Raw genomic sequence first — 23,498 nt, 5'->3', positions numbered from 1 at the left:
AAAAGGTGCTAAAAAGATTTCAAAAGACTATTTATCCGCCATATTTTAGCGGTAAATTTGAATGTTTGGAATGCAAGGCACCTTGTGTTACTTCATGTGATAAAAATCTAATTAAATTTAAAGAGAATTTTGTCTATTTTGAGGTAAATGAGTCTGGATGCGATTTTTGCAAAAATTGTGCAATTGCCTGTCAAGAAAATCAAAAAAATACTCTAAATTTAGACTTTGGTGCCAAAATAAATGCAGTTGCAAAGATAGAGATAACATCTTGCCTTGCTTGGAACAATACGATGTGTTATAACTGCTATGAAGTTTGCAAATTTAAGGCAATTGAATATTTTGGAGTCTTTAAGCCAACAATAAATAAAAATTGCATTGGATGCGGTGAGTGTGTAGGTGCTTGTTTTAAGGAAGCACTTAGTTTAAAAGGAGTTGCTTTTTGAGAGTTTTTATAGCTATTTTACTTTTGTTGAAATTTGTTTTTGCAGCAGAGTTTCTAGGTGAGATTAAAACTGATTATCCTGTTACAAATTTAATTCTAAAGGATAAAAATTTATATATTTCAACCGATAATGGCGAAGTTTTGGTCTATGATGTGGAGCAAAACCAGACTATAAAAACCATAAATTTACCTCAAATTTCATCATATTTTGAGATAAAATTGCCAAAAGTTTTTAGTACAGATGCATTTAATGATAAAATTTTGATTTTAAGTGAGGATGATTATTATAAAAGAGCCATATATATCTATGAAAATGGAACTCTAAACAAAATAAAATTAGATAATGAAAGTGTTAAAAAAGCTCTTTTTATAAATGAAAATTTGATAGTTTATGCAAGTTTGAGTAGTGAAATTTCATTTTTTGACCTAAACAAAAAAAAGGTAATTTTCGAATATAAATTTTCTACTTCATCGCTTGGCGATATTGAAATTGTAGATGATATTTTAATAGTTGGATGCGAAAGTGGAGAAATTTACAAATTCTCATTAAATGAAAGTAGAGTTTTGGATACTATTTTAGCTCATAAAGATAATATTTACGATCTTTATATGAATTGTAAAGATGAGTTTATAAGCGGTTCGGCTGATAAAAATGCTGTTTTTTATAAAGATGGAAATTTAAAAAGCTTTCAAGCCAATTTTTTGGTCTATGCTGTTGGGCTAAGTGATAAATATTTAGCTTTTATGAGCGATGAAAATAGTGATATATTGGTATTGGATAAGAGTTTTAATAGAGTTGATTTTATAAAAACAGAACAAAGCACACTAAATGCAATTATTATCTATAAAGGCCTTATTTTTTCATCAGCATATGAGAAAAATATTAAAATTTGGAGGATAGAATGAATATTTCAAGTTTAGTTGTAAATTTAATAGACAAAAATGGCTTAAATTTAGCCATAGAAAATTTAAATAAAATCAAAAATTGCGAAGTTATAGCTCACCAAAACAACCAAATTGTTGTTGTTTTAGAGTGTGAAAGCTTTGATGAGCAGATCAAAACATTTAAAGAAATTGAATGCTTAGAAAATGTAAAAGAGGCTTGTATGGTATACAACTACGAAGATAGCGATGTTTCTTTAAAACAAAATTTTATAGATGAAGTCTTAAATAAGGAGTTAAAAGCTGGAGTGATAAAATACAGCGGAAATGTCAAAGTCTGATCACTCGTATTTTAAAAAGTCAGTTTTTTTATAAAACTCATCAACATCTTTATGACTTTTGATAACTCTGTTTAAATATGAGTTGAAATTCTCGCTTTTTTTGTAAACTATCTTTAAATTGTTAGGCTCAATTGCTCTTGAAAGCGCCACATAAAGCTGTCCTTCGGCAAAAATATGCGTTAAATCACAAGTTAGCCGCTCAATACTCATACCTTGGGATTTGTGGATAGTTATGGCGTAAGCTAGACGAAGTGGAAACTGAAAAAAACTAGCTATTATATTGTATTTAAGCTCATCATTTTCATTTATATACTCTCCAAAATCATAGTTATTTTGCTTTACTTCGACTAATTCGCCATTATTTTTCTCTACTAAAATTTCTGAAATTTCACCATCATTTAAAAAAACATCTTTTATAACACCTTGCTCACCATTATAAAACTCACTATCATCAAGAATATTTTTATATTTATTGATAGTAAAAATCACCTTTGCACCAATTTTAAACTCGAAAACAGTTGCAACATTTAGATTGTTTAGCCATTTATCAATCCTATCTTTATGTACTAAGTTATCATTTATTATAGTCTTACCAATGTGTTTTAGAAGTGGAGAGTTTATTTTTTCAAGCATGAAGACATTTAATTCATTTGCCTCTTTATTTCTTCCAAAAAGCACTGTCTCATCGCTGTTTGGAGTAAATTTGGCCGCTAAAAAACCATATAGATATCTGGCATCTTCAAGGCCAATCTTGCCAACTCTTATCTTTGATAAAACTTTAAAAAATTCTAAATTTTTAGTTCTTTTTGGCTTAATTAGCTCTATATTTTTAAATTTCATCATCTCCCATGCATAAGATCCAAAGGCATAGATGCTTCTTTGAAAAAGATCTAAGTTTTGCTCTTTTATGATTGGAGGTAGTTGATAAAAGTCACCGACCACCAAAACCCTGCCTTTGTAGGACAAATTTACAAGCCTTAGGTAGATCATCTCGAACAAATCAGCCGAAACCATCGAAATTTCATCAATAATAATAAGCTCTGTTTTATCTAAAATATTTTTTAAATTTTTAAGCTTTTCCTTGGCTTTTGAGCCTTTGTCATACTCGCTTAACTCGTTTTTGTTTTTACAAATCCCGAATCCAAAAAACGAATGAAGTGTAAGACCACCAATATTTACAGCGCTAATTCCAGTGCTTCCCAAGGAAACCACACCTAAATTCTCATCCCTATAGTGCTTTATTATTTTAGAAACTGTATAACTTTTGCCAACACCAGCACCGCCTGTCAAAAAAATATTTTCAGTTTTTAAAAAATTTATTAACTCATCTATCATTTTTTTATCTTATTAATCATATCATCAACTATCTCTTTACAACCATTTTCTTTAGTTAATTCTTTTAATTTTAAACTTGTTTTTTCTAAATCATAATTGAAAATTTCAGTTAAAATTTCTTCTTTTAAAACTCTATCTTGCCTAATTATTTTTGTATTATTACCTAAAAATTTAGCATTATAAAACTGATGGTCATTTGCAGCATATGGAAAAGGTATAAAAATAGCTGGTAGATTATTAGCACAAAGCTCCCACAAAGAACTTGCCCCACTTCGGCTAATACAAAGATCTGCTTTGCTCATCAAATTTGGCATATCGTTACTAAAATCAACTACCAAAGCATCAATTCTATTTTCATCATAAAACGCTTTTATTTTATTAAATTCTTTTTTTCCGCATTGATGAATGATTTTTATATTTTTATTATGTAAATCTTTGGCTAAATTTAAAGCTAAACTGTTTATAAAACTTGCTCCTTGTGAGCCACCCATAAATAAAATTGTTTTTAAATTTTTTCTAATTCTAGACGCTTTAAAAAACTCTAAATTTATAGGATAATTAAAATTTGGTTTTTCATATGATGAGTAAAAAGCTTTTGAAAAAGGTTTTAAAAGTTTGTTTAGCTTTCCTGTAAAGGCATTTTGCTCATGGATAAAAAGAGGAATTTTAAATAAAACTGCCCAAAAAGAAGCCGGTGCAGCACTATATCCACCTACACTGAATACGGCTTTTATATTTTTATTTTTTAAAATTTTTCTAACTTCAAAAATTTGAGCTATTATATTAAATAAAGAAAATATTTTTCTAAAACCTTTTTTATTTACAACTCCGCTACTTTTTAGAAAATATTTTTCATGAAAAATATCACTATTTTCAAACCAACTTTTATCTTGACCATTACTTGAGCCTATAAAAATAGTTTTAATACCGTGATTTTTTAGTTCACAAGCTATGACTTTAGCAATTATTAAATGCCCTCCAGTTCCACCACCTGTTATAACTATGCACATTTTTAGCCTTTAAATTTTACTTTTTTTGATATCATTAAAATAAACCCAATAGCTACTGAACTTCCTAAAAGCTGGCTTCCACCATAGCTCAAAAATGGAACTGCAATACCTTTTACAGGTGTTATTGATGTAATGCCATATGAGTTTATCATAAATGAAAATAAAAACATTAATCCTACCCCTGAAGCAAACAGATAATAAACCTGATTTGTTGTCTTAGAAGCTATTTGAAAAACTCTAAATAAAAGCGCATAAAAAAAAATTACTATGATTAAAATGCCAAAAAAACCAACCTCTTCTGAAATTCCTGCTAAAACAAAATCAGTATGAACCTCGCTTAAAAATCCCAACTTAAAAGTTCCAAGACCGATTCCCTCACCAAAAAATCCACCATTATTTATAGCATTTAACGAGTGTGAAATTTGGTATGGGGCTTGAGCATCATCAGAAAAAATACTATTTGCAATTTTATCAGGCAAAATTGGAGCAAGTATATCTTTTATTCCAGCTAACCATGAGTATATCCTATTTATTCTATGGCCACTAAATTTTATAATACATATAATAATAATAATAAAAAAACTAAAAGATGAAAAAAACATTTTTTTACTAATTCCAGCTAATACAATCATTAGAAATAAAACTAAACCTAAAACAACAATTTGCCCAAGGTCATTTTGATATATAGCAACAAGCATAATAATAAAGAAAAAAACAATAGCATATGGAACTAATATCCAAAATTCATCCCAAAAAGGTTTTTTAACTCCATCTATTTTTCTAGTAAAGCTCCAAGCTAAAAAATATATAAATCCTATCTTAAAAAACTCAATTGGAGCAAAGGAAAAACCAGGTAGTTTTATCCATCTAGCTGCTCCATTTATTTCTTTAACTAACGATGAAGGCATAAAAGGCATAGCAAGCATTAAAAGAAACATCGCTAAAAAAAATATATAAATACAAACAAAGGTTAAAATTTTTTCAGGATTAAGTCTAGATAAAGCCCACATTAAAAAAATACTTATGACTCCTATACTAAGCTGTCTGATAAAAAAATGTGTATTGTCATAATCATAAAGTAAAACACTAAAAACACCAAGAGAAAGTGAAAATATAATGCCTATTGCAATTAAAAAAGATGCTATAAAAAATAAAATTTTATCAGATTTCAAAATCTCACCTTATAATATCTCTTTGACCCTTAGCATTTACTTCACTTAAAACTCCCATGGCTTCGAGCTGTTCAATAATAGTCGCTGCTCTGTTATAGCCTATTTTAAGTCTTCTTTGAAGATAGCTAATAGAAGTTTTTTCATCTGTTAGAATTATCTCTTTTGCTTCTTCATAGAGTTCATCAAGTTCAATATCATCAATATTTTGTTTGTCTTCTTCACTACTGGTTTCTTCTAAAAACTTATCATCATAAATAGCTGGACCTTGGGATTTCAAAAACTCTACTACTTTTAAAATTTCTTCTTCAGTTGCAAAAGGTGCATGAAGTCTAATAAGTCCAGTGTTTGATGGAGGAGTAAAAAGCATATCCCCTCGCCCTAATAAACTATCAGCTCCCATTTGATCTAAAATAACTTTACTATCTATTTTTTGCCCTACTCTAAAGCTAATTCTTGAAGGAAGATTTGCTTTAATTAAACCTGTTACAACATTCACGCTTGGACGTTGTGTTGCAACTATTAGGTGAATTCCACTTGCTCTTGCCATTTGAGCCAGCCTAGCAATGTAAAACTCAACATCCTTGCCACTTGTCATCATCAAATCCGCTAACTCATCTATTATAACAACTATATAAGGAAAAGTTTCAAAATTATTTTTAATGGCTTTTTGGTTGTAGTTTTCTATATTTTTAGTACTAGTTTGTGCCATAATTTTATATCGTCTTTCCATTTCACTTACTAAATTTGATAAAGCAATTAATGCTTTTTTTGAATCTGTTATAACAGGAGTTAAAAGATGTGGTATATCATTATAGATGCTAAATTCTAGCATTTTTGGATCTATCATAATTAGCCTTAAAGTTTTTGGTGAGTTTTTATAAAGCAAACTTAAAAGCATTGAATTTATACCTACACTTTTTCCACTTCCAGTAGTTCCTGCAATTAGTAAATGAGGAAGTTTTTTAAGATCTGTTATAAAAGGCTGCCCAACTATATCTTTACCAAGTGCAATAGTAAGAGGGCTTGAAGCTTTTTTAAAAATTTCACTTTGTAAAATTTCTTTTAAATAAATAGTTTCAATATTTTTATTTGGAATTTCAATGCCAACTACATCTTTTCCTGGAATTGGAGCTTGAATTCTTATAGTTTTTGCCTTTAAGGCCATTGCCAAATCATCTTCTAAATTTAAAATTTTACTAACTTTTACATTTGCAGCTGGTCTAAACTCAAAAGTTGTAACAACTGGACCTGAGTATGTTCTGACAACATCACCATCTATTTTAAATCTTCTAAGTTTATCAAGAAGATCATAAATTTTTTGATCGATTTCTTCTTCATCTACATTTTTTGATATTTTTGGAGGATCGTTTAAAAAATCCAAACTTGGAAGTTTGAAATCAACTACTTTAACACTTTCGCCTTTGTCTAATTGATCTAATAATTTTTTATTTTCAGCAACTTCTTTTAAGTGTTCAACCTTGTTTAAATTTTTAGGTTTTTTTGCAATATTTTTATTTTCACTTGAAATTTCTGATTCTAAGATAGTGGTTTTTAAATTTATAGGCTCTAAATTTAAAGTCTTTTCTTTTTCATTTGCTTGTTTCATCTTGTCTGAAGCAGAATTTTCTTTTGTTATTTTGCCATCTTCTTTTTCTAAAGTTAAATCTATTTCTTGATTGTCTTTTTCTGAAAATTCATTTTCTTTTGGTCTGTCTATATCATCTATAGTTTCATCATTTTCTTGTTTTGAGTTTATCATAATTCCTAGATGTTTTTTTGGAGTTATGAACGATTTTTTAATAATAATTGTTATTTTTTCTTCAAATATTAAAACAAGTGATAAAACAAACATCATTACTATAAAAACCCACATTCCAGCACTTCCAATCATATCTTTTAAAGAGATAACTATTGTTTCACCAATGAATCCTTTATTTGTAGAAAAAATAGTTGCTTGAGCTATTAAAACAGTAAAAAATAGCAAAATTAAACCACTAACTAGCTCAACTAATCTTGCCGTAAAATTTTTAATGTTTTTAAAAGAAAAATAAATGAGAATAATTAATACAATTGGATAAATATAGGCAAAATATCCAAAAATATAGATATTATACTTTCCTAAAAAAGCCCCTAAACTACCTACCATGTGATGATTTAAAGAAATAGTTGAAATTTCTAAAAAAACTGATAAAGCCGCTAGAATAATAAAAATAATCTCTCTTAAAATAGTAAAATCCTTTTAAAAAAATGAAATACTATTTTAACGAAATAATCTTTTAAAATGGTTGAATTTGGGTAAAATGTTACCCAAATTATTTTAGTTTTTAACAGCGCTTCCCAAATCCCACATAGGCATAAATATACCAAGAGCAAGAAGCAATACCATACAAGCCATAAAAAATAGTAAAAGTGGTTCTATATAGCTTGAAATATTATCTATAATATCATTGAATTTCATTTTATAATAATCAGCAACATTTTTAAGCATAGTGTCCAAACTACCACTTTGCTCACCTGCACTAATCATCTGTATAAGCATACTCTCAAAAACTTCAGTATTTCTAAAAGCATCAGTTAGGCTAACACCTTGCTGAACTGCGACTTTAACAGTTCCAAGCTTTACTTTTAAAGTTTGATTATCAACCATTTTATTTGCTGTATCGAGTGAATCTGCTATTGGGATACCAGCTCTTACGAGTTCTGTAAAAATAAGAGTAAATCTTGACATTGTTGAGAAAAATATGATTTTTCCAAACAGATAAACTTTTAAAATATATTTATCCCAACCTTTTTTAAACTCGTCATTGTTTCTAAGCATATATCTTATACCAAATATTGTAGCTATCAATCCACCTAAAACATATAAGCCATAATTGCTTAAAACACTTTCAATAGAAAAAAGAATTCGCGTAGGAAGTGGAAGATTTGCACCAAGCTCATCAAAAATTTCTTTAAATTTAGGAACAACAAAAAGCATTAAAACAACAAATGCAACAGCTAATGCTATTAAAATAGTGATAGGATAACGCATAGCTTTTTTAAATTTTTGTTTATTGTCCCACAATTCTTGCATCATTTCTGATAATTTTGTCAATGCTTCAGCCATATTACCCGTATTTTCCCCAAGACTTACCATGGCTATAAAAACATCACCAAGCTCATGTTTAAATTTATTAGATGCTTCAGTTAAACTAAGACCTGAGTTTAAGTCATCACTCATAGAAGTAAAAATTTCTTTTAATCTTGCATCTTCTGTTGAATTAGCAACTTCTTTAATGCTATCATGAATAGAAATTCCAGCGGTTGTCATAACTGCAAGTTGTCTAACAGAAGCAACCATAAGTGGAATCTTTATCTTTCCACCAACCCCTAAAAGCCTAGTGACATTTGCAGCTAAGTCGTTTAAACCAATATTAGCAGGAGCATTTTTTGTCTCTCCAACTTTTAAGATAGTTCCACTTCTTTGTCTTTTTGCTATATTTTGGGCTGATGCTTTATTGTCAGCCTTAACAAACATTTTTTGTCTTTTACCATCTTTTACATATTCAACTTCAAAATTTTTCATTACTCTTTAGCCACCCTATAAACTTCTTCTATACTTGTAGTTCCTTTTGCTGCTCTTATAATGGCGTCATGGAACATATCAATAAAGCCTTCATCATAGGCAACTTTACTCATTTCCTCTTTTGTAGAACCCGATGCTATCAAGCTTTGTAACTTTTCACTAATAGGCAAAACCTCACTTATCATTTCTCTTCCAACATATCCACTACCTGCACACTCTTCACATCCAACCGCTTTATAAAAAGAATAATTTTCTGGTAAATACTTTTCTATTTTATCCATCATGCTTTTTGGTAAAGTAATAGGTTGTTTACATTTAGGGCAAAGTTTTCTAATAAGTCTTTGAGCCTCAATAGCTGTAATAGCACCACTTATTAAATATGGTTCAATGCCCATATCAACCATTCTTGGTATTGAACTAACAGCATCATTGGTATGAAGTGTAGAAAAAACCAAGTGACCAGTTAAGGCTGATTGAATAGCAATTCTAAGTGTTTCTTGATCTCTAATCTCACCTATCATTATGACATCAGGGTCTTGTCGTAAAATAGATCTAAGAGCACTAGCAAATGTAAGTCCTGCTTTTTCATTAACATGAACTTGTTGAATCATATTTAGCTGATACTCAACCGGATCTTCAACTGTAATAATTTTAGTTGTAACATTCTTCATATCATTAAGTGCAGCATACAAAGTAGTTGTTTTACCACTACCTGTAGGACCAGTAACCAAAATAATACCATAAGGTGCATGCATCGCAGCGTTAAATTTTTTCAAATTTTCAGGATGCATACCAAGTTTATCAAGACTTATTAGAACTTTTGATTTATCCAAAATTCTCATAACTGTAGATTCCCCATTTACAATAGGCAAAGTCGAGATACGAAAATCATACTCTTTATCGCCAACTTTTAAAGAAAATCTACCATCTTGTGGTTTTCTTTTTTCTGCTATATCCATATTAGATAAAAGTTTTAATCTTGAAACAAGCGGTGGATAAATATCTCTATCAAATATAAAAATTTCATTAAGCATTCCATCAATTCTAGTTCTTACGATACAGTTTGTCTCAGTTGGTTCAATGTGAATATCGCTACCTTTTAATTTAATTGATTGTTTTACAATAGTTTCAATCAAATTTAAAATACCAGAGCTATTGCTACTATCTACAGCTTCCTCACCAACACTATTAAGTTCTTTTCTAATATCAGCAACAATACCCTTGATACTTTCAGCAAGTTCAACTTTTGATAGATACCTGTCTATTTGTTCAGGATCGCTTATAACTACTTTTAAAAGCTTTCTATTAAAAAGTGCTTGAACTCTATCTTGAGCGTTTATATCAAATGGTTCTTTTAAGGCTACATAGATATTTAAATCATCTTCTTTAACAGGTAAAGCCTTAAACCTTTTAAGCTGATTTAATGAAACTCTTTCAGAAATTCTGTAATCTATATCAATTTCATTTAAATTAATATAAACCATTTTATATTTTTTGGCAAAATTTTCTAAAAAAGTTTGCTTGCCGATAAAAAATTTTTCTTCGATTTCTTCAAGAGCTATCTTGCCTTTTCTATAAACATCAGCAAGAAGTAAAGATAAATCCGTATCACTTACATAATTATCACCTATTAAAACCTCACCTAAAGTAAGACCAATATCCATTTTTTCAGCAATTTCTTCTTTTGCATCGGGCGATATAATTTGTTGCTGAATTAACACATTTATAATATGATTTTCAAGCTGTTCTGCCGTACTCATAGTAACTCACCAATATTTTTTAATTGAGCTTAGTTTATCATTTTTATAAATAGCTACAACAAGTTGCTTAACACCGTTTTCATCATTTATTAAAAGATCACAATAGCTCTTATCATTTAAAGCCATCCTATAGGCTTCACCATTTTTTTTATAATCACCAACTACATATTTATCAAACACTATTGATAATATATAGTTAACTTTAGGGGTTCTAATATAGCTTATATCTACCCCATCCACTAAGGCTAAGTATAACATTTTTTTTTGAAAAAGTATAGTTGAGTATAAAGATGCATTTTCTCTTGATTCTTTAGTTTTATAAAGCATAACCATAGGAATTATTAACTCATTTATTTTGTCCATTTTTAAACATGCATTTGCATAAATATTGGCAATTGACTCGTCTTGAGTTTTTGTAAAAAAATCCCTAACACTTTGTGAACAAATTCTATTATAACTACCAGCATCATTCCAATTCTTTATATCATAGATATCAACAGCAAAAATAAAGCTTAAAAAAACATGTAAAAAGATTAAAGCTCTCATCTTAAATCACCATTTTTCATCTGTTTAATTGTAGCTATAACCTCTGGATTTGAAACTCTTGAGTTAAAATTTTCAAGAGCTATTAAAGCATCTTGTTTATTGCCTTTTTTATAATTTGCTTTTGCAAAGATTATCCAACTTTTTGCACTATCTTTATCTATTTCATTTGATATTAATGCCCATTTGATAGCTTCATCGTATCTTCTATTATCATAAGCATTTTGAGCAAGCTTTAAAGAATACAGTATGTCATTGCTCGCATAAAATTTCTCTTCAAGAGAGTTTTTATCTACTTTCAAAGGAGCAGTTTTTATAATAACTTTTCCTTTTTTTTGAGTGTTTTCAACTTTAGTATAATTTCTATTAGAAACTGTTTGTGGAGGCACTGGAGGATTACCAAAATCAATTATTTCATCTTTTGGTATCGAAGAAAAGGTTTTTTCTTCTTTAAAAACAGTTGGTTTTTCTTGCTCATAGGCATTATTTAGTATAAAACCACCAGCATCAACACTAGAGTTTATTCCTATATTGTTAAAATTTAATTCACCTCTTTTATCGCTAGATTTTTTTTTGTCTAAGGTATTATTTTTTTCAACTTCTGTGCTTTTTACACTAGGTAAAGTTTCGGATTTTACTGAAGTTTGTGCAGTTTTTACTTCAATATTTTCTTTTTTATTAGAAAATACAAGCCAAAATATTAAGCCTAAAAAAACTGATGCAGTCAAAAAAGCTATAATAACTGATTTTTTAAAACCTAAATTTTTAGATAAATTTCCTTTATTTTTATTATATTCATTCCACTTTTCTTCTAATTCTATAATTTCAAAATGTTCAAGCATTTATAAGTCCTACACTAATAGCAGCCATTTCAATAATTTTATTACTAAATCCTGATGCATTAACTTCTGTTGGTTTATTTACTTCATAATATTCACAAATTTCATAAATTTTAAATAAAAGTTTATTTAAATTCCTTAAATTTCCATCAGTTAAATGATAGATTAAATTAAAATTATCATCATTATACTGATAATAATAAGCATGAAAGTTATGAAATAAAAGTTTTTTTTCAATATAAAGCTTTAATTCACTTAAGGTTGAGTTAGGAAGCTCTATACTTGACCAAATTCTAGTTTTAAAATAGTCTTTTGCTAAAGCATCTTCCTCGTCTGTTTTATGTACTGTAAAAAGAAATTTAAAAAGTCTGCTGTCAGCCATAAGACGAATTTTTTCTATTAAAACTGGTGGATATAACTGAGCCTCATCTAACAGTATTACTACCTGCTCGCCAGTATTTAAATCACTGTTTTTATAAATACGCATAAAGCTCTCATAGCTATCTACAAGCTCTTTTGGCTCTTTATTAAAAATTTGTAAATACATTTCATGAAAAAATTCTTTTTCATCAAAAAAAGGTTGTGGAAAAAAAACTACTTTTACTCTTTCTTCTAAATCTTCTTTAATTTTATAAAGTAAAAAAGTTTTTCCAGTTCCCGGCTTACCATAAAAAAGAATAAGTTTTAAAGGCTTTTGTAAAGCACTTAAAATCTTATGATATGCAAGATTTGATTTGTCGAGATTGACAAAATCTTTAGTATTATCATTCTCGACAAAAATATCCTTAATTAGACTAAAATTATTCATATGTATAAAGTGATTTTGAATAACCTAGGTCTTTTAAAGAATCAGCTATATTTTTACCTGCATTATCCATCAATCTTGGAGTTATAATAAATACAAGCTCTGTTGTAGATAAAATATCACCTGTGCTTTTAAATAAATTTCCAAGTAGTGGAATTTCACTTAAAACTGGAACATTAGTATTTTTCTTATCTTTACTTTGTGCTATCATACCACCTAAAATAACAGTGTCACCGTCATTTACAGTTATAACAGTAGAAACTTTTTTCTCTCTTGTATCTGGTGCTATACTTCTTGGAGTATCTTGCTTTTTATCATCTTCTTTGTATTTTAGTTCACTTAAACTTGGATTTATTCTTAACATTATTTTATTTTGATCTGAAATTTCAGGTGTAATATTTAATAAAATTCCAATAAATGTAGAATACATTTTTCTATTTTCAGAAACTGTAGTAGATGAATCAGAAGAATTTTTTGATTCTATTAAGATATAATTAAAAATATCACCAACTGTAATAATAGCTTGCTGATTATTTAAAGTCATAACCTTAGGATTAGAAATAACTTTTGTTTTTCCTTTTGTTTCAAGGAAATTTATAGCACCGTTTATGTTAAAGTTTAAATTTGCACCAATTGCCCAGACACCATTACTAGTGCTTGCTTTTCCACTCCAACCTTGAGAAGTTAATGTTCCATATTTTGAATTAGCATCCCCATCTGGTATTATATTTAATGTGCGTTGACCATTTGCTGGGTTGCCAAAATTAAACACAGAAGGTGTTTTTTTATTATCTACATATGTATTAAAACCAAGTTCAAATTTAGACCAATCAATTCCCTTTGTATAGCTATTGTTTAACTGAACTTCAATTATAGTTACATCTAGCATTACTTGTCTTTTAAGTCTTCTTTGAAGCTCTTTTATATACTCATCAACCCTTTTTAGCTGTGCTTTTGTAGCTGTTACTGTTACTAAGCCTGCATTTTGATTTATAATTGGAGGAATTGCCTCATATTTTTCAGTTCCATTATTTAAAATATAAGTAATCTCATCTGATACATTTGCCCAGAAATCAAATTTTTCAGTAGCTCTTATAACATTGTCATCTATTATTTCCGCATTTCTTTCAGCATCAAACTCTTTTGGAGATGAATCTGTAGAAGCCCTTACTATAGCACTACCCTCTCTAATACTTGTTATATAATCAATTTTAAAAGTTTTAGTTTGTAAAGCTGAAACCATAAGAGCTTGATTATTAAACTCATATCCTAAATTGTTTTCGTTTATTAAAATATTAAAAACCTCTCTTAGAGATAAATTTTTAATACTAACACCAGCTAACTCTTTCTTTAATGCTTCTGCTGCAATAGCATCTTTAGCAACTATACTAAAATTACATGTATCGGAAAGTTGAGTTAATATATCATTTAAAGTTACAGTATCTGTAATGGAGATATTAAAAGCTCTCTTATCGCAAGTAGAAGCATTTAACCCTGTTGATAAACCCAAAGCTAAAATCAGTGATAAAGCTAATTTTTTAGTTAATTTTGACATTTTTATTTCCTTGTTTTAGTTTTAATTCTAAGCTTTTCTTTTCATTTTCAATAATAACACTTTTTTCATTAATTTTCTTTATTTCAAAAGTACCTATACTATCGCCTATTTTATACCAATCTTTATTTATTCTAACCCTATCAGCAACAATTGCATTTAGTTCTTTTCCGACCAAGTCAGTATCTTTTATATCATCCGATATGGTACTTTTAAGATCTTCTACTGGAAAAGGACTCTTTAAAGATAAAATATCCTTATCACTAAGCCCAACTCTTTTTTGACTTAGAGCATTAAATTTATCTTCATATGCTGACATATCAGGAGCCGCATAAACTCCAGCTGCCAAAACAGCTAATATTAATATTTTTTTCATTGATATTTCATCCCCCCATACAGAAATCTTGATATTACCACCGATTAAATTTGGTAATGTTGAGTTTATATCCATTCCATTTAAATCAACAACCATTTCCGACTCTTCTATGGAATTTATATATTTTAAAACATTATGAAAGCCACCTTCCATATTTAAAGAGACATCAAGCATAGGCTGAACTTCTTTTTCAACAACTTTTAGATTCTTGCTTTCTAATGAAAAAACCTTTATATTATTTTCTTTAGCAGCAGTTGTTAAAAAATCTAGAAATTTAGCCCAATTTTTTTCATTATATGTAATATAAGAAAGCTCTCTCAATTTGTTATCAAAATAATCGTTTTGAGCTCGAACATATTTAAGATTATCATCTTCTTGTCTTAATGTATTTTCATATTGAGCTATTGTAGTATCATTATTATTCTTAAGATATTTATTTACTTCATCTAGCTTTTTTTCAACATTATCCAAAGCACTTTGTTTTGCATCAAAATAATCTTGAGCAGGCCCAAAAGCAAGCAAATATCCAAATAATAAGACAACAACAGCTAATCCCAAATTTATCATTTGAACTTCATTTTGCTGCTTGGATAACAGTGCGTTATCAATTTTATCTAAATAATTTTCTTTCATTTTTTCATCTCCACACTGACATTACTTTCATAAGCAATTGTTTGATTATTTTCATCTAAAAGTATAAGTTTAGTGTCAACATTATAACCCTTTGTATTACTTATAGCTTTTAAAAGTTCAGTCATTTTTTTCTCAGTTTCAGTTCTTACCTCAAATGTTAAGTTCTCATCTATATTGTGAATAGCTACTAGCTCACCACTTTGTTTATTTATCATATTTGTCATATCAAATATAGCTTTACTTTTCATAGGGTATTCAACTTTTTTATTATACATGGCTGTTAAAAGATCAGATCTTTCTTTTAAAATTTTCTGCTCAGCTGTAATTTCTTCTCTTTTTTGGTTTATTTGATCTTGCAAGTTTGCTAAAGCAGACTCAATTCTTTCTTTCTCTTTATCTTTTTGAGCATATTCAATTTCCTTTTTCTCAGTTAGCTTTTGATTGTAAAAACCATGTGCATATTGATATGCAGGATATGCAAGAATTGCTATTAATGCGGCAACTCCAACACCAATTAGCTTTCCAACAGGTCTTTGAGCTAGTGGTGGTGGTCTTAAAAATGTAGAATAGTTATATTCATCATCTTTATTTATAAGATACTCTTTTGCTGTAAGCATCATTAAAATATCAAGTTGAGTTAAATCTTCAAAATCTTTTTGATTTATTGCTATATTAAAATCAAAAGGTTTTGGTTCTACTCCAAGTCTTTCAGTAATAAATTCTTCACTTCCTTTAATGTTTCCTATGTCAGTACTGAAAAAAACATTATCAAGAGATATTTTATTTACCTTTGTAATACTTGTTAGTATATCACTTATATATAAAAATATCTCATCAAAAACTTGTATTAGATTATCACTATCTATTGCATTTTCACTAATTAGACCATCTTTTGAAAGCATTGAATAAAAATCATTTATGTCAATCCTATCACCGCTTAACTCTACAAATTTATCCCAAATAAATTTCAAGTTATATCTAAGAGATCTTGAATCCAAATATTTTCCATTTTGATAGATAACTAAAAATGCATCTTCCTCTTGGAAGTAAATAAAACAATCCACTGTGTTGGATGGAAGTATATTTCTTTTATATAGTGAATACATCAAAAATGGTGCTTTTGCAACATAGTCAATATACTTTGTATTCTCAGCTATATATGAAAGATCGCTTCTTAAAATAGAGTTATTTACAACAAAAACATTATATATTCTATTGTCATTATCACTCATATCCGATTCAAGATAGGTTATCTTAAAATCATCATCTGGATTTAATGACAAATCCTCATAAGTTTTGATGGTGATTGCATCAATTACTTCATCATCTGGTGTAGATCTACTAACTTCTACAGTAGTTGTTAAAATATCTTTGTATGGTAAATAAGTTATATAAAACTCATTTTTAGCACCTTTTTTGATGCGCTCATAGTGAAAAACTTCGTTGCCAGCAAAACCGAAAGTTTGTTCATTTATTCTATCAATTGTAACGATAGTTGTTGAACCTTTTTCAGCTTTTTGCTTTTTCTTTTTGACTTTCGTCTCTTTACTTTTTAACTTTAGCATAACACAACTTTCTTTAATAAAATTTTATTTACTAACACTTTAGACTCCTATAGTTTAGACAAATTTGCTTTAAAAGTCAATATATAAAATGCTTTCTAATTAACATTTCATTTGAATTCCAACCTTTTTTTACAACAACTTCTAAATTTAAATAAATTTTTAACTTAGAAAAATCTGAAATCAACTTTTTTGCTTTTATTCCTATTCTTTTTATCGTAAGTCCATCTTTTCCAATTAATATCTTTTTATGAGAATTATTATCTGTAATAATTTGAGCATAAACTGAAATTAAATTGTCTTTTTCCATAACTTTTTCAACTAACACATCACTGCAATAAGGCACTTCACTGCTAACACTTTCAAAAATAGACTCTAGTATTAAATCTCTATAAATATCCTTTGATATAGTTGGACTTAAAAGTTCAGGGTCATAATAATACTCATGAAATGGTAAGTATTTGCAAATTTCATCTAAAAGAGGTTTTCTACAAATTGACTTTTTAATGGATGTTGGAACTAAAGCTAAAAATTTATCATCAAATTTAGAATACTGAGTTATTTTTTTAGCTAATTTTTCATCGCTTGTTTCATCTATTTTTGTTAAAACTAATATATGCTTAACATTATCAAATTTAAGTAAAAACTCTTCATAATTTGATATATCATCATGCACGCTAGCTAAAAATAGCACTAAATCAGCATCCCCTACTGAATTTAGTGCTATTTCAATCATAGTTTTATTCATAGCTTTTGAACTTTTATGAAGTCCTGGCGTGTCAATAAAAATAATTTGATTGTCATCATTCATAACAATTGCGTTGATTTTTCTTCTTGTTGCATTTTGCTTATGCGACACTAAAGAAAGTTTTTCACCAAGTAAAAAATTCAAAAGACTACTTTTTCCAGCATTTGTTCTGCCAATGAGTGTAACAAAACCACTTTTTTTTATATTATCTGGCATTATAAAATATACCTTGCTAAATCCTCGCTTTGAGATATTTCGCCTAATTTATCTTTTACTAAATCAGCCCCTACTTCAACGCTTTTACCAGCGTAACTATCAGATTCAAAACTTATATCTTCAAGCACTTTTTCTATGATAGTATGAAGTCTTCTAGCACCAATATCTTCTATTTTTTCATTCGTTTGCGCCGCAATTTTAGCAATTTCCTTTATGCCATCGTCACTAAATTTAAGATCAACTTTTTCTGTTTTTAAAAGAGCAATGTATTGCTTTAAAAGTGAATTTTTAGGTTTAGTTAATATCTCATACAAGGCATTTTCATCCAAGCTATCTAATTCAACTCTTAATGGAAACCTTCCTTGAAGTTCCGGTATTAAATCACTTGGCATACTCATATGAAATGCACCAGCAGCTATAAATAAAATATGATCAGTGTTTAAAACACCATATTTTGTACTAACACTTGAGCCCTCAACTATAGGAAGCAAATCTCTTTGAACGCCCTCTTTGCTAGGATCTTGTCTTGAGCTATTTTTAGCCGAAATTGTAACTTTATCAATCTCGTCTATAAAAATTATGCCGTTATTTGAAGCTCTATTCATAGCTTCTGTTTTTATAGCTTCCATATCTAAAACCTTGCTACTAGCTTCATTTTTTAAAACTGATTTTGCGTCTTTGATTTTTAAATTTTTCTTGACTTTTTTACTAGCAACTCCAATAATCTTAATAAAACTATCTTGCATATTTTGCATTTCTGGTGGTAAATTTGGATTTGATTCAAGTGAATTTTCCATAACTTCTATTTCTATATTAAGTTCATCTAAAGAGCCACTTAAAAGTTTTTCTTTCATTTTTTCATAGCTTTTTTCATAATCACTTAACTTTTCATCACTTGCACCTTTTGGAAGTGGAGGAAGAAGTTTTTTAAGTATTTCTTTTTGGACATATTCATCTATTTTATCACTATTTTTTTCTATCTCTTCACTTTTTACTAAATTTACAGCTGCATTTGCAAGATCTCTTACCATGCTTTCAACATCGCGTCCCACAAAGCCAACTTCAGTGTATTTACTAGCTTCAACTTTTATAAAAGGAAGTCCAAAAAGCTTTGAGAGTCGTCTAGCAATCTCTGTTTTTCCAACACCAGTTGATCCTATCATTAAGATATTTTTAGGAATGATTTCATTTCTCATCTCATCTTCTAGTTGCATTCTTCTATATCTATTTCTAAGTGCTACGGCAATTACCTTTTTGGCCTCTTTTTGTCCGATTATATACTCATCAAGTTTTGTTACTATTTGTCTTGGTGTAAGCATTATTTATCCTCTATAGAGTAAGTTTTTATGTTTAGATTTGTATAGATACAAATTTCGCCTGCAATTTTCAAACTCTCTTTTACAAGTTCAATCTCATTTAAATTTGAAAATTTATCCAAAGCTCTAGCAGCTGATAGTGCATAATTTCCACCACTTCCAATAGCGGCAATTTTACCGTCATCTGGCTCAACTACATCACCCATTCCACTTAGTAAAAAAAGATGTTTCCTATCCAAAACCAGCATCATTGCTTCAAGTTTTCTTAAGTATTTATCTTTTCTCCACTCTTTACTAAAATCAATAGCCGCTCTTAAAAGATCACCTTTTACAGAATCAAGACACTTTTCAAACATATCAAAAAGATTAAAAGCATCAGCTGTGCTTCCTGCGAAGCCAGCCAATACTGAACCATCTTTTCCAATTTTTCTAATTTTTACAGCACTGCCTTTTAAAACTGTATTTCCAAAGGTAACTTGTCCATCGCCACCAATAACTGAGGCGTTTTTGCCCTTATAGGCTAGTATAGTAGTTGCTTCAAACATTTTATTCGCCAACTACTTCTATTTCAAATTTAGCTGTTATACCATGCTTAAATTTAGCTTCTGCGTCAAACACTCCAATATGTTTTATGGTATCAAATTCCAAAATTTTTCTATCTATTTCAATATTTTTTTGCTCTTTCAAGGCATTTGCAACTTCATCTTTTGTAACTGAACCAAACAAAGCTCCACCCTCTCCAACAGGTTTTTTTATGCTAACTCTAATCTTGGCTAACTTTTTTTTTAAATCTTTAAAATTAGAAATTTGATCTTCTAATTCTTGTGCTTCTCTTTTTTTAGCAGCTTCATACTGTCTTAAAACTTCGTTTGTTGCTATTTTGGCATAACCTCTTGCAACTAAAAAATTATGCCCATATCCATCTTTTACCTCTTTTATCTCACCAGCTTTTCCTAAGCTTTTTACATCTTTTATAAGTAATACTTTCATATCTATCCTTTATTATATTTTTCTTTCATTTTTTCCAGCAATTATAAATCTTAACGCATTTAGTTTTATAAAGCCCTCGGCATCTTTTTGGTTATAGACATTATCAGCTTCAAATGTACTAAAACTAGCGTTAAACAGACTATCTTTTTTGCTACTTCTTCCAAGCACAGTAACATTTCCTTTATAAAGCTCAAGTCTAACCTTGCCATTTACATGCTTTTGGCTCTCATCAATCAAAGCTTGAAGCATAACTCTTTCTGGGCTAAACCAAAAACCATTATAAATTAGCTCTGCATATTTTGGCATAATCTCATCTTTTAGATGAGCCGCACCTCTATCAAGTGTTAAACTCTCAATCGCTCTGTGAGCCTTAAGCATAATTGTTCCGCCTGGAGTTTCATAACAACCTCTACTTTTCATGCCAACATAGCGGTTCTCTACTAAATCAAGTCGTCCAATGCCGTGTTTTGCACCAAGTTTGTTTAACTCATTTAGCATATTTGCAGGAGTTAGGCTCTTGCCATTTAATGCAACTGGATCGCCATGCTTATACTCTATTTCTATTATTTCACTCTCATTTGGAGCATCTTTTGGATATGTTGTCCATCGCCACATATCAGGCTCTGGAGAGTTGTTTGGATCTTCTAGTATTAGTCCCTCATAAGAGATGTGAAGCAAATTTGCATCCATAGAATAAGGTGATTTTCCCTTTTTTTGTTCTATTTTTATGCCATTTTTATGCGCAAAATCAAGCAGTTTTTCACGACTATTTAAATCCCACTCTCTCCAAGGTGCAATTACTTTAATATCAGGATTGAGCGCGTATGCTCCAAGCTCAAATCTAACTTGATCATTTCCTTTGCCTGTAGCTCCGTGACTTATAGCATCTGCTCCTGTTTTTGCTGCAATTTCAACAAGATGTTTTGCTATCAAAGGTCTAGCAATTGATGTTCCAAGTAGATATTCGCCCTCATAAACAGCATTTGCTCTAAACATAGGAAAAACAAACTCTTTTACAAATTCCTCTTTTAAATCAAGCGTAAAAATGTTTTCTTCCTTAATGCCAAGCTTTAGTGCTTTTTCTTTGATTGGCTTTAAATCCTCATTTTGACCGATGTCTGCGGTAAAAGTCACCACTTCACACTTATACTCATCTTCGAGCCATTTTAAAACAACACTTGTATCAAGACCACCTGAATAGGCTAAAACTACCTTTTTAACATCTTTTTTCATAAATTTAACCTTTTTATAAAATTTTAAGAATAATTTTACCTAAATTTCATTAAAAAAAGGTAAAATACGGCTTATGAGAATAGATAAATTTTTAAATGCAGTAAATTTAACAAAACGAAGAGCGGTTAGTGAAGATATGTGTAAAAGTGGTGTCGTAAGCATAAATGAAGCAGTATGCAAACCAGCAAAAGAGCTGAAAATTGGCGATATTATCACATTGAAATTCCTAAATGGTGAGAAAAAATATGAGGTTTTAGGCTTTCCAACTACAAAAAATACACCAAAAAGCGATCAAACAAAATATGTTAAAGAAGTGTGAAAATTTTATTTTTGGAATTAATGAACTTGTAAATTTAGTTAAAAAACTCCCCAAAAATGGCATTATAATCTTAAAAGGTAATTTAGCAAGTGGCAAAACAACCTTAGTCAAAGAGATAGCTAAATTTCATGGATTTGATGGAATTGTAAATTCTCCAACTTTTAGCATTATGCAAAATTATAAATGTCAAAATTTAGAAATTTTTCACTATGATATCTACCAAAACGGAGTTAAAAGTTTAACCCAAAATGGACTTTTTGAAAATTTTTTTGAAGATGGGCTTCATCTAGTTGAATGGGGAGATGAAAATTTGGAAAAATATTTTCAAAAATTTGAACTTAATTATTGCACTATTGAAATAAAAAATTTAGAAAATAAAAGAGAATATAAGGTAAGTTATGCATAGGCTTGAAGCTATAAATCTTAAAAAAACTATAAAAAAAACAAATATAATAAAAGATGTCTCACTAAGTGTAGAAAGTGGTGAAATTGTTGGACTTTTAGGACCAAATGGTGCTGGAAAAACAACAAGCTTTTATATGATATGTGGGCTTATAAAACCAACTAGTGGAGATATAAAGCTTGATGATAAAATAATTACAAAAGTTCCACTTCACAAAAGAGCTTTACAAGGAATTGGATATTTAGCACAAGAAAGTAGTGTCTTTAAAGAGTTAAGCGTTGAAGAAAACCTACTTTTAGCCGCAGAAGTTAGTATAAAAGATAAAATCAAAGCCAATCAAAAAGTAGATGAAATGCTAGAACTTTTAAATATAACTGCTATAAAAGACAGACTTGGAGTAAGCTTAAGCGGTGGAGAAAGAAGGCGTTGCGAGATAGCAAGAAGTTTAGTTATAACACCTAAATTCTTGCTATTAGATGAGCCTTTTGCTGGAGTTGATCCTATAGCTGTGGCAGACATTCAAAATATAGTTAAAAATTTAAAAAAACTAAATATTGGAATTTTAATAACCGATCACAATGTCCGCGAAACATTGGCAATTTGCGATAGAGCGTATGTAATGAAAGATGGTGAAATTCTAGCTGGTGGAAGTAGTGATGAAGTGGCAAATGATGAAAATGTACGAAAGTACTACCTTGGAGAAGAGTTTAAATTTTTTTAAACTCTTAGCTGTTATCTTCAAGTAGATTTTCATCTCTTCTTATTCTTCTTATTTTTCTTTTAACATCATAAGTTACAGGTACATTTACAATGCCAGGATTTGCATATCTCATATCACTTATTGTGTAAGCTGCCCATGGGTTGTGCCTTTTAATAAGTGGCATAATGTTTTTAATCTCTTTTCTTTTAATAATAGTTACCATCATACTGACAAAACCATCATTTCCTATAGCAGAAGTTTCAGTAACCCAGTATCCTTGATCTCTTAAAGCTTTTATAAGTCTATGAGCATCAGTTTTAGTAACAAGAGTTACCATAACATGACCAAGGGCTATTTTATTTTCTATAATTATTCCTGAAAAAGTTCCAAGAGAAAAGCCAAGTGCATAGGCAACATAGTTTTGCCACTGATCAAGGTGCTGCATAATAGATGTAATTGCCAAAAGCCAGATTAAAGTTTCAAAAAAGCCTAAAACCGGAGCTAGAAATTTTTGCCCTTTTGAAACAAAAATAATTCTAACTGTGCTCATCGTAACATCAATAATCCTAGCTAAGCAAATTAAAACTGGCATACCAAAAGTTACAAACCACTCACTTGCAAAAATAGTCATTTGTCCTCTTCAAAAATTTATTATCATATTTTAACAATATTTCATTAATAATCTATTTTAAATACAGAATTTTAACTCTTATAAAGATAATTTAAGATAAAATATAAAATTATTAACTTCTTTGG

Annotated in this window: 24 protein-coding genes; 6 read left to right on the top strand and 18 right to left on the bottom strand. The window is 29.3% G+C overall.

Annotated features, from left to right (window positions below; all coding sequences use genetic code 11):
- Positions 1–5: 5 nt before the first annotated feature.
- From CURT_RS04450 to CURT_RS04440, 3 genes are read left to right on the top strand one after another with little or no spacing between them, the layout of a single operon-like run.
- Positions 6–443 carry a 4Fe-4S dicluster domain-containing protein gene (locus CURT_RS04450; protein ID WP_018713045.1) on the top strand — a complete coding sequence of 146 codons (438 nt, stop codon included), beginning with the start codon at positions 6–8 and terminating at the stop codon, positions 441–443.
- Positions 440–1,348, top strand: a complete 909-nt coding sequence (locus tag CURT_RS04445; RefSeq protein ID WP_018713044.1) for a hypothetical protein — start codon at positions 440–442, stop codon at positions 1,346–1,348. The genes CURT_RS04450 and CURT_RS04445 overlap by 4 nt, the downstream gene beginning before the upstream one ends.
- Complete coding sequence (locus CURT_RS04440) at positions 1,345–1,665, top strand: chaperone NapD (protein WP_018713043.1); 321 nt, start codon at positions 1,345–1,347, stop codon at positions 1,663–1,665. The genes CURT_RS04445 and CURT_RS04440 overlap by 4 nt, the downstream gene beginning before the upstream one ends.
- Here the strand turns inward: CURT_RS04440 and CURT_RS04435 are convergent, their stop codons facing one another.
- From CURT_RS04435 to CURT_RS04355, 17 genes are all read right to left on the bottom strand, one after another.
- Positions 1,666–3,000, bottom strand: a complete 1,335-nt coding sequence (locus tag CURT_RS04435) for an ATP-dependent DNA helicase (protein WP_018713042.1) — start codon at positions 2,998–3,000, stop codon at positions 1,666–1,668.
- Complete coding sequence (gene murG, locus CURT_RS04430) at positions 2,997–4,010, bottom strand: undecaprenyldiphospho-muramoylpentapeptide beta-N-acetylglucosaminyltransferase (protein ID WP_018713041.1); 1,014 nt, start codon at positions 4,008–4,010, stop codon at positions 2,997–2,999. Before murG ends, CURT_RS04435 begins: the two co-directional genes overlap by 4 nt.
- Positions 4,011–4,012: 2 nt before the next feature.
- Positions 4,013–5,182: an FtsW/RodA/SpoVE family cell cycle protein gene (locus CURT_RS04425; RefSeq protein WP_018713040.1), complete on the bottom strand. Its 1,170-nt coding sequence runs from the start codon at positions 5,180–5,182 to the stop codon at positions 4,013–4,015.
- A 4-nt stretch (positions 5,183–5,186) separates the two neighbouring features.
- Complete coding sequence (locus tag CURT_RS04420) at positions 5,187–7,328, bottom strand: FtsK/SpoIIIE family DNA translocase (protein ID WP_018713039.1); 2,142 nt, start codon at positions 7,326–7,328, stop codon at positions 5,187–5,189.
- A 171-nt stretch (positions 7,329–7,499) separates the two neighbouring features.
- A complete protein-coding gene (locus CURT_RS04415) occupies positions 7,500–8,747 on the bottom strand; it encodes a type II secretion system F family protein (RefSeq protein ID WP_018713038.1) in 1,248 nt (415 codons plus the stop codon).
- Entirely contained in the window at positions 8,747–10,507 is a 1,761-nt protein-coding gene (locus tag CURT_RS04410; RefSeq protein ID WP_018713037.1) for a GspE/PulE family protein, read from the bottom strand. Before CURT_RS04410 ends, CURT_RS04415 begins: the two co-directional genes overlap by 1 nt.
- Before the next feature lie 6 nt (positions 10,508–10,513).
- The gene (locus CURT_RS04405) at positions 10,514–11,053 is read right to left on the bottom strand and encodes a hypothetical protein (RefSeq protein WP_018713036.1); all 540 of its coding nucleotides are present in this window, start codon (positions 11,051–11,053) and stop codon (positions 10,514–10,516) included.
- Positions 11,050–11,892: a CDC27 family protein gene (locus CURT_RS04400; protein WP_018713035.1), complete on the bottom strand. Its 843-nt coding sequence runs from the start codon at positions 11,890–11,892 to the stop codon at positions 11,050–11,052. Before CURT_RS04400 ends, CURT_RS04405 begins: the two co-directional genes overlap by 4 nt.
- Positions 11,885–12,697, bottom strand: a complete 813-nt coding sequence (locus CURT_RS04395; RefSeq protein ID WP_018713034.1) for an ATP-binding protein — start codon at positions 12,695–12,697, stop codon at positions 11,885–11,887. The genes CURT_RS04400 and CURT_RS04395 overlap by 8 nt, the downstream gene beginning before the upstream one ends.
- Entirely contained in the window at positions 12,690–14,249 is a 1,560-nt protein-coding gene (gene mshL / locus CURT_RS04390; protein WP_018713033.1) for a pilus (MSHA type) biogenesis protein MshL, read from the bottom strand. The genes CURT_RS04395 and mshL overlap by 8 nt, the downstream gene beginning before the upstream one ends.
- Positions 14,233–15,255 carry a type 4a pilus biogenesis protein PilO gene (locus CURT_RS09430; protein WP_255199042.1) on the bottom strand — a complete coding sequence of 341 codons (1,023 nt, stop codon included), beginning with the start codon at positions 15,253–15,255 and terminating at the stop codon, positions 14,233–14,235. Before CURT_RS09430 ends, mshL begins: the two co-directional genes overlap by 17 nt.
- The gene (locus CURT_RS04380; protein WP_018713030.1) at positions 15,252–16,820 is read right to left on the bottom strand and encodes a hypothetical protein; all 1,569 of its coding nucleotides are present in this window, start codon (positions 16,818–16,820) and stop codon (positions 15,252–15,254) included. Before CURT_RS04380 ends, CURT_RS09430 begins: the two co-directional genes overlap by 4 nt.
- Before the next feature lie 76 nt (positions 16,821–16,896).
- A complete protein-coding gene (gene era / locus CURT_RS04375) occupies positions 16,897–17,781 on the bottom strand; it encodes a GTPase Era (RefSeq protein WP_018713029.1) in 885 nt (294 codons plus the stop codon).
- On the bottom strand, positions 17,781–19,103 hold the full coding sequence (gene hslU, locus CURT_RS04370) for an HslU--HslV peptidase ATPase subunit (RefSeq protein ID WP_026320314.1): 1,323 nt from the start codon (positions 19,101–19,103) through the stop codon (positions 17,781–17,783). Before hslU ends, era begins: the two co-directional genes overlap by 1 nt.
- Complete coding sequence (hslV, locus tag CURT_RS04365; protein WP_018713027.1) at positions 19,100–19,642, bottom strand: ATP-dependent protease subunit HslV; 543 nt, start codon at positions 19,640–19,642, stop codon at positions 19,100–19,102. Before hslV ends, hslU begins: the two co-directional genes overlap by 4 nt.
- 1 nt (position 19,643) lies before the next feature.
- Positions 19,644–20,087 (bottom strand): 50S ribosomal protein L9, encoded by a 444-nt coding sequence (gene rplI, locus CURT_RS04360; protein ID WP_018713026.1) that lies wholly within the window; start codon positions 20,085–20,087, stop codon positions 19,644–19,646.
- 12 nt (positions 20,088–20,099) lie between these two features.
- Entirely contained in the window at positions 20,100–21,320 is a 1,221-nt protein-coding gene (locus tag CURT_RS04355; protein WP_018713025.1) for an argininosuccinate synthase, read from the bottom strand.
- A gap of 73 nt (positions 21,321–21,393) precedes the next feature.
- Between CURT_RS04355 and CURT_RS04350 the strand changes: the two genes are divergently transcribed.
- Genes CURT_RS04350 through lptB form a run of 3 tightly spaced genes read left to right on the top strand, consistent with a single transcriptional unit; the run spans position 21,394 to position 22,763 of the window.
- Positions 21,394–21,639 carry an RNA-binding S4 domain-containing protein gene (locus CURT_RS04350; protein ID WP_018713024.1) on the top strand — a complete coding sequence of 82 codons (246 nt, stop codon included), beginning with the start codon at positions 21,394–21,396 and terminating at the stop codon, positions 21,637–21,639.
- Positions 21,623–22,045 (top strand): tRNA (adenosine(37)-N6)-threonylcarbamoyltransferase complex ATPase subunit type 1 TsaE, encoded by a 423-nt coding sequence (gene tsaE / locus CURT_RS04345; protein WP_018713023.1) that lies wholly within the window; start codon positions 21,623–21,625, stop codon positions 22,043–22,045. The genes CURT_RS04350 and tsaE overlap by 17 nt, the downstream gene beginning before the upstream one ends.
- The gene (gene lptB, locus CURT_RS04340) at positions 22,038–22,763 is read left to right on the top strand and encodes an LPS export ABC transporter ATP-binding protein (protein WP_018713022.1); all 726 of its coding nucleotides are present in this window, start codon (positions 22,038–22,040) and stop codon (positions 22,761–22,763) included. The genes tsaE and lptB overlap by 8 nt, the downstream gene beginning before the upstream one ends.
- Positions 22,764–22,767: 4 nt before the next feature.
- Here lptB and CURT_RS04335 read toward each other — a convergent pair whose 3' ends face one another.
- A complete protein-coding gene (locus tag CURT_RS04335) occupies positions 22,768–23,373 on the bottom strand; it encodes a DUF2179 domain-containing protein (protein ID WP_018713021.1) in 606 nt (201 codons plus the stop codon).
- Positions 23,374–23,498: the final 125 nt, after the last annotated feature.

This window comes from Campylobacter ureolyticus, assembly GCF_013372225.1.
Taxonomy (GTDB): Bacteria; Campylobacterota; Campylobacteria; order Campylobacterales; family Campylobacteraceae; genus Campylobacter_B; species Campylobacter_B ureolyticus.
The sequence above is the reverse complement of the archived record's forward strand: the minus strand, read 5'-3'. Positions and strand labels throughout refer to the sequence as shown.

Bases quoted from the DNA above. Each gene is read 5' to 3' on its own strand.
- CURT_RS04405 (WP_018713036.1), bottom strand. From the start codon at position 11,053: ATGAGAGCTTTAATCTTTTTACATGTTTTTTTAAGCTTTATTTTTGCT.
- CURT_RS04420 (WP_018713039.1), bottom strand. From the start codon at position 7,328: ATGGTAGGTAGTTTAGGGGCTTTTTTAGGAAAGTATAATATCTATATT.
- CURT_RS04400 (WP_018713035.1), bottom strand. From the start codon at position 11,892: ATGCTTGAACATTTTGAAATTATAGAATTAGAAGAAAAGTGGAATGAA.
- era (WP_018713029.1), bottom strand. From the start codon at position 17,781: ATGCCAGATAATATAAAAAAAAGTGGTTTTGTTACACTCATTGGCAGA.
- hslV (WP_018713027.1), bottom strand. From the start codon at position 19,642: ATGTTTGAAGCAACTACTATACTAGCCTATAAGGGCAAAAACGCCTCA.
- CURT_RS04440 (WP_018713043.1), top strand. From the start codon at position 1,345: ATGAATATTTCAAGTTTAGTTGTAAATTTAATAGACAAAAATGGCTTA.
- CURT_RS04415 (WP_018713038.1), bottom strand. From the start codon at position 8,747: ATGAAAAATTTTGAAGTTGAATATGTAAAAGATGGTAAAAGACAAAAA.
- CURT_RS04380 (WP_018713030.1), bottom strand. From the start codon at position 16,820: ATGCTAAAGTTAAAAAGTAAAGAGACGAAAGTCAAAAAGAAAAAGCAA.
- CURT_RS04335 (WP_018713021.1), bottom strand. From the start codon at position 23,373: ATGACTATTTTTGCAAGTGAGTGGTTTGTAACTTTTGGTATGCCAGTT.
- CURT_RS04395 (WP_018713034.1), bottom strand. From the start codon at position 12,697: ATGAATAATTTTAGTCTAATTAAGGATATTTTTGTCGAGAATGATAAT.
- CURT_RS04350 (WP_018713024.1), top strand. From the start codon at position 21,394: ATGAGAATAGATAAATTTTTAAATGCAGTAAATTTAACAAAACGAAGA.
- CURT_RS04355 (WP_018713025.1), bottom strand. From the start codon at position 21,320: ATGAAAAAAGATGTTAAAAAGGTAGTTTTAGCCTATTCAGGTGGTCTT.
- CURT_RS04435 (WP_018713042.1), bottom strand. From the start codon at position 3,000: ATGATAGATGAGTTAATAAATTTTTTAAAAACTGAAAATATTTTTTTG.
- murG (WP_018713041.1), bottom strand. From the start codon at position 4,010: ATGTGCATAGTTATAACAGGTGGTGGAACTGGAGGGCATTTAATAATT.
- lptB (WP_018713022.1), top strand. From the start codon at position 22,038: ATGCATAGGCTTGAAGCTATAAATCTTAAAAAAACTATAAAAAAAACA.
- mshL (WP_018713033.1), bottom strand. From the start codon at position 14,249: ATGTCAAAATTAACTAAAAAATTAGCTTTATCACTGATTTTAGCTTTG.
- rplI (WP_018713026.1), bottom strand. From the start codon at position 20,087: ATGAAAGTATTACTTATAAAAGATGTAAAAAGCTTAGGAAAAGCTGGT.
- CURT_RS04410 (WP_018713037.1), bottom strand. From the start codon at position 10,507: ATGAGTACGGCAGAACAGCTTGAAAATCATATTATAAATGTGTTAATT.
- tsaE (WP_018713023.1), top strand. From the start codon at position 21,623: ATGTTAAAGAAGTGTGAAAATTTTATTTTTGGAATTAATGAACTTGTA.
- CURT_RS09430 (WP_255199042.1), bottom strand. From the start codon at position 15,255: ATGAAAGAAAATTATTTAGATAAAATTGATAACGCACTGTTATCCAAG.